Source organism: Amycolatopsis sp. NPDC051071 (assembly GCF_040682875.1).
Lineage (GTDB): Bacteria > Actinomycetota > Actinomycetes > Mycobacteriales > Pseudonocardiaceae > Amycolatopsis.
This window is the reverse complement of the sequence record NZ_JBFBBY010000041.1, coordinates 23,076-35,483: the sequence shown is the minus strand read 5'-3', so window position 1 is coordinate 35,483 and position 12,408 is coordinate 23,076. Positions and strand designations below refer to the sequence as shown.

The window sequence follows — 12,408 nt, the reverse complement described above, 5'->3', positions numbered from 1 at the left end:
AAGGAGCTCAACGGCGCCTGGCCGCGACCATCCCATGCCGTTCGTGGTCAAGTTTGCCGAGCCAACGAGGGCACGAATGCCGGCAACGTATGCCTTTGCATGTACGACAGGATGTAGCGATAAGGTCCCACCACGTTCGCTGATCAGATCCAATACGTGGGGATCGCTCACTCCGGTAGCTACCTCGTCGGGTCGCCATCGTGTGAAGATCGCCAATGTACGCCCGGACGGCAGTGCAGACAGGATCGGCTGGATGCCTGGAATGGTAATGAAGGGCGCAACGATCGTGAGGTCTTCGGCGCTACGTACCAGCGCTAGGAGGCGCTCTCCGCAGTGCTGTGGATCAAAACCCGCCTGGGTCACGCGTCATCTTCCCCGTCTTGACCCTCGTCTTCTCCGCCGAATGGTGCGGTTGCCTTGAATGCCTCGTCCTCAACGTATTCTGCAAGACGACGCCCCCATCCATCACGAAACTCCTGGAGTTGCATTAGTTGCGGGCTGTTCCGATGTTCGTTCTCAAGCCGTGACCACGCCAACAAGAGCCAGGTCATAGCATCCGCACTTTGCACCAACAGGTTCTTGGCTTCGTCTTCTGTCATCTCTTGAATTTGCTCACTTGACAATCTGAGCGGCTCGATAAGGCTCTTGTAAGCCGGATGTGCGTTGTTCAGACACAGAATCTCAAGATTGAGTGCCTCGTCGGGCCAGAAGAACGCCCGAACCTGCTTAATTGGCCGCTCAATCACCTGGACAGTAACGCCGCGTTGATAGTTGGCAATGACTGCGCCGCGAACCTCCGCTGGCACATCCTGTTCTTCGAGCATCCGATCGATAGCAGCCGCCGCCTGTTTGGGATCGGGCTTACTCTTTGAAAAGTCGGTTTCGCCGGGCGTCGGACTTACGTTAGAACGAGTCTTCTTTACGCTGGATGCAACGTCTGTCACCTTTGGCTGCGTTCGTCGAGCTTTGGCGGCTGCGCTCTGCTCGTTCTTCCCTTCGCTTTTCATGTTCGTCGCAAGCTGCACGAGCTGGAAAGCCATGTCGTAGAGCTCAGCAATAGGATGTTCTTCGTCGAATAGTCCTTCTTCGAGTGCCTCCTCTTTCGTGATGCGGTGCTCCCGCACGAGACGAAGAGCCTGAGTGAAGTTGGGCGCATCTTGCTTGTTGTTTGTAACTCCGAAGACATCGTCGAGACACGGGTCGAAGGCGACTTCAATGCCCCACCAGCGGTCTGTCGCCTCCTGCGCCAGCGTCTTCTCCAAGACCAACTCTCGGTCGGCACGCATGACCGAGATGCCGGAATTGTCGCGGGCGTGCTGTCCCTGATGGGTGCCGGCGCCGGGGTTGCGGCCAGGCCTCGCCTCGGGCTTCGCTAGCGAAAGGCGCGCCTGGACTGTGGCCGTGCCGTTACCGTCCGGTCGCTGAATGGAGAATTGGCGGGAGCCGGGATATTCGACGAAAGGCGCTTCGTCAGTAATCCGTTTCATGGTCTCACTGCCATTTGCTGCCACCTCGGCAGCTTCCCAGTATTCGAGGGTAGTCTCAGCGGGTGGCAGCAGGTAAAGCGGATCATTGGGTCGAACCTCTTGGAAGTTGTTCGGCGCGAGGAGCGTTTCCCCTTCCATGATCGCGACCTTAATGCTGCGCTGTCGACCGCTCGAGGTGAGGAAGTTTCGGTAGACGCGACCGAGGAGGTATTCAGTGTGCGCAAACATTGCGTCAGCGCGTACCCAGCGCAATTTGTCCAGGACGCTCCACCGGATCGCGGTCCCGCTGTAGACGGGCTGGCCTGTGGACGTGTCGGGCATGGCATGTGACTTGAACACATCAAAGACCCAGTCTGGCATCTCCGCGTACTCAGGACTTGATGGGTCGCTCGGCCAAGGGACAGTGAGCGCGGAGCCCTTCGTAGATGCCTCAACCTCACGTAGATCAAGGTAGGTGTGTGAAGCATTCTCCGGTTGCGATTTCTGCCAAGTCCAAACGTCTGTACGCTTGCACTGCGATACGCTCGCTTGAGGCAGTCCCATGCCAAACCGACCGAGACCTGAACGGTCGTCGTACTTGCCAGAGCCACCGAAGGACAGCGCGAGATTCAACGCTTCATCGGTCATCCCACAGCCGTCGTCGATGACCCAGATTTCATCGACCCTGTTCGAGGCACGCTGCCGGCTGCGTACCTTGCGTTGCACGATGACCAGCAGGACGGTGTTGGCGTCGCCCCATTGAAATGAGTTGTCGATCAGCTCCGCCAGGGCGTAGTCAGTTCCCTTGTAGCCGGTGTCGCGGATGGACTTGACCGTCTGCGAGCCAGAAAGAAGCGGCGCTTCCTTCGGTGCGTTTGCTGGTGTTACCACAAGTCCTCCCAATGTGTGAACGCAGCAGCTATCGAGCCGAACGCGGGAACGGATGGGTCGACGACGGTGACGACGACCGCGTTCTTGTTACCCCCAGCCTTGGGGCCTCGGATGCCGCGGCCGACCATTTGGCTGTACAGCACCAGAGAACGCGTGGGGCGAGCAATGACGACCGCACTCGTCTGCGGCGCGTCAAACCCGGTAGTGAGTACCCCGAAGTTGACCAGCACACGAGGAACGGGTGCTGCGCTCTTGAACATGCGGATTGCAGTGTCGCGAATCTCCGGCGCCGTAGTGCCGTCGACCGAATCGGCCAGCACTCCTGCGGCCCGCAAGGTCGATGCGGCCAGGTGGGCGAGTTCGACTGACGCTGCGAAGACGATGATCCGTCGATGCGACTCCCTGATAAGGGCCAGCGTCGCCGCGATGACTTCGTTGAGGTAGTCGTCCTCGTCCATGCCCAGCTCGGCAGTGTCGTCACTATCCATGGACGGTTCAGCGTCGTCGTCTGGCAGTTCGCCTAGAATACGGAATTCCGGCGCAGCCAGGTAGCCCTGCTGAATTAGGTACTCGACTGGGCTTGCTAAGGTGTCGACCTGTCCCGTATCGAGTTCGATCTTTGTGTGCTCGAAGAATTCGGCAAGATCGTCATCCGCTGAGGATCCGATAAAAGTGCGTCCTGGGGTAGCGCTGAGGCCGACGATGGGAGTGATCGGCTGTCCCGCGCCTGACAACTGTTGTACGACTCGACGGTAGGTTGGGGCGACCGCCTGATGAGCCTCGTCAAAGACGATAAGCCCCACCCGGCGCCCGAGGTCACTGATGAACCCCGGCTCAGCCCGACGTGCGTAGATCGTTTGCAGGCTCGCCACGACGAGACCATCAGTCAGGTCGTCATAACGCCACTCGCGACCCCCCCACGCTGCGACGATCGGGACTTCGCGATCACCCAGGGCCATCCACGCACGATGAAACTCACGCGCAGCTTGATCAAGAAGCTCGCGGGTGGAGGCAAACCAAAGGACCGACCGCCCTTCGTTCTCTCTGAGGAAGTCGCAGACCATGCTCAAGGTAGTGCGAGTCTTCCCGGACCCAGTTGGCATATGCAACAGCAGGCGAGTTCGACCTTTCCGCAGCAACGATCGCGCTTCTGCAATAGCTCGCCGCTGATGCGGGAACAGTCCGTAGGTCGGAGCAGCTTTGGCAGGGAGAGGCGGCTCCTTGTCGCTGTGAGCCTCAGGCAATCCGAGAAAGACCGCGACGCGCCCTGCGTTTGCGATCATTTCTCGTGCAGTCAGGTCGGCACTCCTCAATGATAGGCGTGCCGCTAAGTCGCGACGCGGCGCTTCGGGCAGTTCGTCCGGTAGCACACCCGCAGCAGCCAGACGCCGGATCGCGGATATCGGATCACCCAAACTTGCGAGGGCAAGCACCGCTTCCGCAGGCATCTTGCGAATGATGCCATCTCGAACGAGTCCGGCAAGAGCGCTAGTCACCCGAGCATCAACAAGCGAGCGGGTGTGCGTCGAGGCGTTCAAGAGATCGAAGACCGTAAACCGCTCCATCAGTCCTGACCGTAGCTTGACGTGTGATCTACGACTGCGGTCGTCATCCGAGTGCGCCAACGGTGAACGCGCGTTGACAGACCAACTGGATGGTTCGGACCGTGCACGTCGCCGTCGAGGACCGTCCGCTGGGCGACTCCGTCGCCGGAGCCCATCTCAACGGCGTCCCCCGCCTCCTTCACTCCTAGATCGATACCCACGTAACCCATTAGAGCGGACATCCTCTCATCGCCTCGAAAGGCTCGCCGTGACGGCTGCATCTTGACTTGGGGGGCTCCGCCTCTCTCGATCAAGTCCCTGCCGACGGACTCGGCGCAACAAGAGGCGCCGAGATACAACCGATTGGCCTAGCATCCCTGCTCGTGCTCGTAGCACGGTCCATGTGGCCAAACGAACGCACCCTCCCGCCCTCAAGTAGCAGCATGACAACGAGAAGTGACGTTATGTGACTGTCTTGTATGTGACTCGCACGATCGTCGGGCTTGCCGTGGCTGCCCGCTTGATCATTGGACCGGGTCTGCTAGACAAGAACACAATAAACTGGTCCGTGATCTCGTCCCGCGGATCATTGGGGCGGATGGCCGATGGTCAATCACCCGAGTCCTTGGAGAGGCGGACTACCGTGCTGCACTCAGGGGCACGCTCGTCGAGGAAGTGATCGAAGCCCGCGAAGCACCTCACGATAGGCTCGCCGCCGAGCTTGCAGATCTTGCAGAGGTTATTGCCGCACTCCTGTCTACTCTCGAGCTCACCTGGAACGATCTGTTCGCACTTGCAGACCGAAAACGCGCGGAGCGCGGTGGGCTCGGCGGACGCCTCATGCTGGAGTATGTTGTGGACCGCCCCGGAACGACACCTAATGACGGCTAGTGGCAATCGACCGTTAAGGATTCACCGGTCACGTCTCAGGTTAACCATTACGCTCGCGGCGCGGAAAACGGCTCACGCTGTCCTGGAGCTTGACTCAACCTTCCATCGATCGCGAGTCCGCCGGAAGCTTGTCAAGTTCCGGCAAAACGATTTACAGCCAACATGCGACAACCGCCTCGCATCACCGTTACAACGGCTGCTCCTTGTTACACGCACGACCTTCCTAGGCCCGATTCAACGACAATTCGAGTCAGGTGGCCTGTGCCTGCAGGTTGGAAGTCTCAACCGGCAAATTCTCGCACACCTCGGGGCAAGCGCACGCCTGAACGCAACGACGCGAGACGTTACTCGCTGGTAGTCACGCTGTACGACTGCTGCGTCTGACATGCTCCACCCTCGCCTGCATCGACATCCTGCCGGCGCGTCCCGGGCCTTCCGTTCCCTGTGGCCCACTGTGGGCCGTATAGGGGTCTGCCTACTCCTGGATGACACGACGGCGCGGCGCTTAGACGCCTCCAGGAGTAACGCGGTAAGGTTTGCCTCAGACAGCGAAGGGAGGCATCGTGGAGACAGGTCTCACTGTCAGTGACAGTGTTGGCAGTGTCGTGTACCTCGACTACAACGCCACCGCGCCGCTGCGTTCCGAGGCGACGGTCGCCATGGTTGACGCGCTGAACACGGTCGGCAACGCCTCAAGCCAGCACGCTTATGGGCGAGCCGCTGCCAGTCACGTGGACATTGCTCGCCGGAGGGTTGCCGGTCTTCTTGGCTGCTCACCGGGGGAGCTGGTGTTTACCGCAGGCGCCACTGAGGCCAACAACCTTGCCCTATACGCCGCCTCGCGCGGAGGCCGGATCGTCGTCGGTGCTACCGAGCACCCGGCAGTTTTGGAAGCCGCCCGCGCCCACGCTTCCGAGGCCTTGACGTTGGTTCCCGTAACGTTAGTTGGGGCGGTCGACCTGGCGGCGTTGTCCGATGCCCTCTGCGAGGGCGGTGTCGATGTTGTGTCGGTGATGGCAGCCAACAATGAGACTGGGGTTCTGTCTGACTTGCCGCGCGTGATCGAGCTTGCCCACGCCGCCGGGGCCGTCGTGCACACGGACGCCACACAGCTGGTGGGCAAGCTTCCGGTGGACCTCGCCGAGTTGGACGTTGACCTCTTGTCGCTGTCGGCACACAAGTTCGGCGGCCCGCAAGGAGTCGGCGCACTGTTCGTCCGGAGGTCTCTGCGACTTGCCACCCGCCCACTGCTGCACGGTGGCGGCCACGAGAAGGGCTGGCGGGCAGGTACCACCAATGTGGCGGGCATCGTAGGCATGGGTGCTGCCGCCCTGGCGGCCGACACCGGGCTCAACGTGGAGGCGCCGCGAGTACAGGCGTTGCGTGACAAGCTGGAGCGAAGCCTGCTCGACTCGGTGCCGGGAAGCTGGCGCAATGGCTCACCGGAGCACCGACTTCCAGGCGTCACCAGCATCACCTTCCCCGGCGCCCCGGCCGACGCGGTCCTCGCGGCCATGCCTACCGTGGCTGCCTCGGACGGTAGCGCCTGCCATTCCGGAGCGCTGGGCCCAAGCCACGTGCTGCTGGCCATGGGCATGAGCCGGCTGGACGCCGAGTCGACTATTCGATTCTCTCTCGGTCACGCCACCACCGACGCCGATATCGACCACGCGATCCAGGCGGTGCCCGACGCTGTACTCCGGGTCCGGGCCGCGCTTGGCAATGCGAGCAAACGCGTGCCCGCCTGACCCCCGAGCTGCGACCACCACCTCCCGCAACGACGTCTTGACTGATAGAGGCATTTCAACGATGGCAACAACACCCCTGGCGCTAGCAGCCCGGCCAGCCTTCGCTCGGCACGAGACCTTCGCCCCCCGCTTCGGCTGGTTGCACAAAGCCTACTTGCAGGTGTCGGAGAACAACGACGTGTTCCTGCGCGACGACGCCACTGTCACCCTCGGGGTCGGCAAGAACATGGTCAACGCGATCCGCTACTGGTCGGCGGCGTTCAAGCTGACGGTCGAGTACCCCAAAAGCGGTAACTCGCGCGCCTTCGCAGCCGCCCCAACCTGGGAGGCAAGGTGGCTGCTCGACGAGAACGGCGCCGACCCCTACTTAGAGGACCCGGCGAGCTTGTGGCTGCTGCACTGGTGGCTGCTGTCGCCGACCAGCGCCACCCCAGCCTGGTGGACCGCCTTCCACCTGCTCCCGTCCGCAAGGTTCACCGAGCCGGAGCTGACCGAACTCATCGAGCGGCACGTACGCCTGGCCGGCTGGGACGGCGCGGTACGCGCCTCGGTCGAGAAAGACGTCGACTGCATGACCAAGATGTACGCACCCCGCAAGGGCTCCGCGGCATCGAAGAAGCAAGTCGAGACCGCCGGTAGCTTCGAGGACGTACTGGACTGCCCGTTCAGGGAACTCGGGTTGCTCGAATCGGTAGACCCCGGCCACAAAGCCCCGAGGACATGGCGGTTCACCAGCACCGCACGAACCTCCCTGCCTCCCGCCGTGGTCGCTTATGCCTGCCTGGACTACGCCGCACAGATGGACTCCGGCGCGGGCTCGATCGCGATAGCACGGCTGGCCAACGAGCCTGGCGGCCCAGGGCGCGCCTTCCGTATCCGCGAACCCGAGCTGGCGCAAAGCCTGGAGACGGTGTGCGACCAGCATCCTGAGCTCGCTATCAGCGAAGCGGTGGGCCAGCGCGCGCTGGTGTTCCACCGCAACCCCAAGGAGCTCGCGTGGGATGTCCTCGACGAGCACTACGGGCGGGTCCGCGACCGCGGATGCCCGACCCGCGAAGAGTGGCTGGACAAGTACCCACAGCTGGCCACCAAACCAGCGAAGCGGGCCGCTGCAGCTGCGATCGCGATGCTCGAGGAGGCAGTGTGAGCGCCGCAGCGGTGAAGACCAGGGTTAGTGGCAAGGCAGCCCGGATGCCGGGCGTGCCCGCCGGGATTGCTGTGGTCGGGTCCAAGCTGCGGTCGACCAATCTCGAGCGCGATGTTCACGGTGACGATCTGCTGCCGCCGCTGTATATCGGCGCCCGGATCCAGGACGCTCTCGACCGGCTCGCCGGCGCGCTGGAAGATTCCGCTCGCACCCGCGCGTGGTCGCTGACCGGCCCTTACGGTTCGGGAAAGTCGACACTTGCCCTCCTGATGACTGCCCTGCTGTCCGCCGACAACTCCCGGCGACGCCACGCGGACGAGACCGTCGCCGAGTACAACCCCGATCTGGCGGAGCGCCTAGGGGCGGCCCGCGAGCAGGCCGCCCCTGAAGGGTTCCTGATCGCCGTGGCCACTGCCCGTCGCGAGCCGCTGACCACCACCCTCCGGCATGCCCTGCGGCAGGCGACAGACCGGCACTGGCCCGACGGGAAAGCACCCAAGGACGTCACCGTTGCCATTAGGGCACTGACGAAACCAAGCAGCGGGCCAGCCGAGCTATTGGCCGCTGCAGCGGCGTTGTGTGCCCACAGCCCTGTCCTACTGATCATCGACGAGTTCGGCAAGACGCTCGAATACCTGGCTGCCTCTGACGACGACCAGAGCGCCGACGACCTGTTTTTGCTGCAAGAGCTCGCCGAGAAAGGCGCGGGCAAGAAAGGCTTGCCGCTCTATCTGGTCACCCTCCAGCACCTGTCGTTCCTCGACTACGCCTCCCGATCGGCGACACTGCAGAAACGCGAGTGGGCCAAAGTCCAGGGCCGGTTCGAGGACATCACCTTCACCACCCACATCGGCGATGCCCTCCAGCTCTTGCGACGCAGCCTGGACCACAGTGCCGTCACCGCGGCAGGCCGGAAGCTGCTCGCCGAGCACCACACAGCGTCGGCCCAGGCCTGGTCGGAACACGGCCTCGACGGCGTCGTCGCACCCGACGAGACCTTGTTCGCCGACCTGTATCCCCTGCACCCGCTCACCGCTGTGGCGGCGCCGCTGCTGGCATCTCAGGTCGGACAGCACGACCGAAGTGTCAGCGGCTTCCTGGGCGGCGACGAACCCAACAGCGTTGCCCGCTTCCTCGCCACTCACTCTCGCGCCAAAGGCGCCCGCGCGTCGACGATCCAGCTGCCACAGCTTTACGACTACTTTCTGGCCTCGGGCCGCACAACGATCTTGGTCTCCGCCAACGCCAGCCGCTGGATCGAGATCGACAGCAGGATCAGCGAGGCGCACGGGCTGTCGGAGACCGAGCTGCGCATCCTCAAGACCGTCGGGCTACTCAACCTGGTCGACTCCTCGGGGGCCCTGCGGGCCAGCGCCCACATGGTGCTGTTCGCGTTGACCGACCCCACCTGCCAGGACGGCCAGGAGTCTGCCGAGGCGTTACATGCGACCCTGAAAGACCTGCAGGAGCGCGGTTTCCTGGTCTACCGGGAGTTCAGCGATGAGTACCGGGTATGGCAGGGCACTGACGTGGACCTGCAGGCACGCATCGACGAGATCTGGGAGCGGTGCGACGACCACGCCGTCGTCGGCGTACTCAGGCGGCACCTGCCTGAAGCGATCGTGGCTGGCCGCCACAGCCAGCGCACCGGCATGCTGCGGCACTTCGTCACCAACGTCAGCGAGCCCACCACGGGACGCATTGAGGGGCCCGAGCTCGGCGGGGCAGCTGACGGCTTGATGCTGTTCCACCTCGGCGGCGAGGACGACCTGCCCACCGTGCGGACGTCGCTGCCGGTCGTGGCCGGAGTCACCAAGCAAGCCCCAGCAGTCCTCGACGCCGGCCGCTTGCTCTTCTGCTTGGAGACACTGCGCGAGGACGACACACTCGACGCGGTCGCCCGCAGGGAAGTCGGCGAGCGGATCAGCCAGGCCGCCGCCGAACTCGCGACCGTCCTCGCCGAGGCGTTCTCCCCCGTCCAAGCCGACACACGCTGGCTACTCACTCAGGCCGATGGCCGCACGTCGGCTGACGACGAGGAGCCCTTGCAGGCTCGCAGCCTGTCCGGAATCGTCTCGGCCGCCTGCGAAATCGCATACCCGCAGACCCCGCATGTGCGTAACGAGATGATCGGCCGACACACCTTGACCAGCCAAGCGGCCAAGGCACGCCGCGAGCTGCTCACCGCCATGATCGAGCACCCATACGAGCGGTACCTCGGCATCGAGGGATTCGGCCCGGAGCGGGCGATGTACGGCGGCGTGGTGGAGTACATGGGACTGCACGCCCTCACTGATCACAGCCATGGCGATCACAGCGGAGGACTAGTTCCGTTCGGCTACGTCGAACCTGGGAAGGACAAACCGGTCTACCCAGCCTGGGAGGCGCTCAGCGACGCGTTCACCAACGCGAGCAAGCAAACCTCGCTGGACGAGATCTCCAAACTGCTGATGGCCGCCCCCTACGGGGCCAAGGCCGGTATCGTTCCCATTCTCCTTGTGGCCGCTTTGCTGCTGCGCTCGGAGGACGTGGCTCTGTTCGAGGAAGGCAACTATCGGACACGGCTGACCGCCGACGCGATGGAACGCCTGCTGAAGGCGCCCTTCCGGTTCACGGTAAAAGCAGCGCCCACCAGTAGAGGCCAGCGCAAGCTCATTCTGGACCTGTTGTCCGAGACCCTCGGTACCGACGATGCCCGGCCCGCCCGAACCGTGCGGAACCCCCGGGTACTCACCGTCACCCAGGCACTGTTGGACAAGGTTCGGGTGCTGTCGCCGTACGCACGCCGCACCCAGCGCATCAGTGCCGATGCTCAAGCGGTCCGCACCGTGCTGACCACCTCCGGCGACCCGGTGGACCTCGTGTTCAGCGCGCTGCCACAAGCTCTTGGCCAGGCCCAAGTAGCCGCGGGCGCGCGCCGCGACGAGAAATCAGCGCAAGCCTATGTCCGCAAGCTCGCCCGTGCTCTCGACGAGATCTCCTCAGCCAGTGCTGTCCTCCGTGACAACGTAGTCGCTGCGATCGCCGAGGCGTTCCGTCTCCCTGCAACGCTCAAAGAGCTGCGCCGTGAACTGCGTGACCGCGCCCGCGGGTTCGGTAACGCCACGCTGGAGTCCCAACTGCGCGGCCTGGTGACCATCGCAGTCAACGAGACGCTCACGGACGAGGACTGGATCGACCCGCTCGTTGTGCGCATCAACGGGGTACCGCTTAACGACTGGACAGACACCGACGCTGAAGCATTCGGTCGTCGCGCCAAACAGCTCGCCCTCGCCCTCGACCGCGTCAGTCACTTCTACGAGAACCAGGAGGACGGCGGCGGGGGCGAGGGGTATCAAGCGCAACTAGTCACAGTCACTACCCCTGAGGGCACCGAAACTCGTACACTTGTTCGAACATCGGCGACTGCGCGAGCTGACGCAGCAACCCTGGCCCGCGAGGTTCTAAAGAGGGCGCGCGCTGAGCTCGGTCCTGATGGGGGGCGCATCCTCCTTGCTGCCCTCACCGAGCAGTTGCTGACCGCCGACACCGACACTGCGCCACTTGATCTGATGGGAGCCTCATGACTGACACAGCGTGTGAGGACCGCACGGTCCGCCACGTCCTCGGCATCTCCGGTGGAAAGGACTCCTCCGCACTCGCCATCTATCTACGCGACCGGATGCCCGAGATGGAGTACTTTTTCTGCGACACCGGGGCGGAACTGCCGGAAACTTACGAGTTCCTCAGTCGGCTTGAAGGAGTGCTCGGCAAGCCGATCGCTCGGCTGAACGCTTCTCGCGACTTCGACCATTGGCTAGAGGTCTATCAAGGCACCTTACCCAGCCCTAACATGCGCTGGTGCACCAAGAACCTGAAGATCAAGCCGCTGGAGGAATGGCTCGGCGATGACGAAGCCATCTCGTACGTAGCCATCCGCGCCGACGAGAACCGGCTCGGCTACGTCAGCACCAAGCCCAACATCACTGCGGTATTCCCGTTCCGCGAAGATGGCATCGACCGCGAGGGCGTCAACCGCATTCTTGACGAGGCTGGCATCGGATTGCCTGCCTACTACGAATGGCGCACCCGCTCAGGATGCTACTTCTGCTTCTTCCAGCGCAAACACGAATGGGTCGGACTCGCCGACAGGCACCCGGACCTCTTCAAGAAGGCGATGGAGTACGAGGACAAGGTTCGCTACCAGGCCACCGCGATGCAAGGTCGTGCCTACACCTGGTCCCAAGGCGAATCGCTGCCTGAGCTGCTCGAGCGCCGGGAGGAAATCGAACAGCGGCACCAGGCCGCGATGGAGCGGGCCGCGCGCAGGACTAAACCGAACCGCCCTCTCCTCGAGGTGCTGTCCGATGCGCACGACGAAGACAACGACGACGCTGGGTGCTCCGTCTGTCACCTGTGACAGTAAGCCGTCTGTTACGGGTCGTGGATGTTGGGGACGGCTGAAAGGTCGGAGGCAAGGGGACGGGTCTTTCGGCGGCAGGATAAGACGTGTGCCCATTTCGTCCTTCCTGAGTAGAAAGACCCCACCCGCTCCGCTTGCTGGAAAGGGCTGGCGTACAAGATGCCCGAGGCCACGTAGCGGGACGTGTTGAACGTCAATTCCGGTGGCGACCAATGCCGCTGCCACCAGTAAGTCGTCTGCGGCCTACCCGGCCTTGACGGCAGGTGGTCGACCTCGCCGTGGACGTCAAGTCATAAGAGGACGCCGACCCGCTGCGCCA

At 63.2% G+C, this 12,408-nt stretch carries 6 protein-coding genes; 4 read left to right on the top strand and 2 right to left on the bottom strand.

Annotated features, from left to right (window positions below; all coding sequences use genetic code 11):
* Positions 1-359 precede the first annotated feature (359 nt).
* Together AB0M65_RS16120 and AB0M65_RS16115 are read right to left on the bottom strand one after the other, a co-directional pair.
* Entirely contained in the window at positions 360-2,357 is a 1,998-nt protein-coding gene (locus AB0M65_RS16120) for an ATP-binding protein (RefSeq protein ID WP_364027716.1), read from the bottom strand.
* Positions 2,351-3,922 (bottom strand): DEAD/DEAH box helicase, encoded by a 1,572-nt coding sequence (locus AB0M65_RS16115; RefSeq protein WP_364027713.1) that lies wholly within the window; start codon positions 3,920-3,922, stop codon positions 2,351-2,353. The genes AB0M65_RS16120 and AB0M65_RS16115 overlap by 7 nt, the downstream gene beginning before the upstream one ends.
* 1,433 nt (positions 3,923-5,355) lie before the next feature.
* Between AB0M65_RS16115 and AB0M65_RS16110 the strand changes: the two genes are divergently transcribed.
* The 4 genes from AB0M65_RS16110 (at position 5,356) to AB0M65_RS16095 (ending at position 12,086) form a co-directional block, all read left to right on the top strand.
* Complete coding sequence (locus AB0M65_RS16110) at positions 5,356-6,540, top strand: cysteine desulfurase family protein (RefSeq protein WP_364027710.1); 1,185 nt, start codon at positions 5,356-5,358, stop codon at positions 6,538-6,540.
* A gap of 61 nt (positions 6,541-6,601) precedes the next feature.
* Complete coding sequence (locus AB0M65_RS16105; protein WP_364027707.1) at positions 6,602-7,687, top strand: DUF4007 family protein; 1,086 nt, start codon at positions 6,602-6,604, stop codon at positions 7,685-7,687.
* A complete protein-coding gene (locus AB0M65_RS16100) occupies positions 7,684-11,253 on the top strand; it encodes an ATP-binding protein (protein WP_364027704.1) in 3,570 nt (1,189 codons plus the stop codon). Before AB0M65_RS16105 ends, AB0M65_RS16100 begins: the two co-directional genes overlap by 4 nt.
* The gene (locus AB0M65_RS16095; protein WP_364027701.1) at positions 11,250-12,086 is read left to right on the top strand and encodes a phosphoadenosine phosphosulfate reductase family protein; all 837 of its coding nucleotides are present in this window, start codon (positions 11,250-11,252) and stop codon (positions 12,084-12,086) included. Before AB0M65_RS16100 ends, AB0M65_RS16095 begins: the two co-directional genes overlap by 4 nt.
* The last annotated feature ends 322 nt before the right edge of the window (positions 12,087-12,408 follow it).

Excerpts from the sequence above, each read along its gene's own strand:
- AB0M65_RS16095 (WP_364027701.1), top strand. The coding sequence starts at position 11,250 with ATGACTGACACAGCGTGTGAGGACCGCACGGTCCGCCACGTCCTCGGC.
- AB0M65_RS16105 (WP_364027707.1), top strand. The coding sequence starts at position 6,602 with ATGGCAACAACACCCCTGGCGCTAGCAGCCCGGCCAGCCTTCGCTCGG.
- AB0M65_RS16115 (WP_364027713.1), bottom strand. The coding sequence starts at position 3,922 with ATGGAGCGGTTTACGGTCTTCGATCTCTTGAACGCCTCGACGCACACC.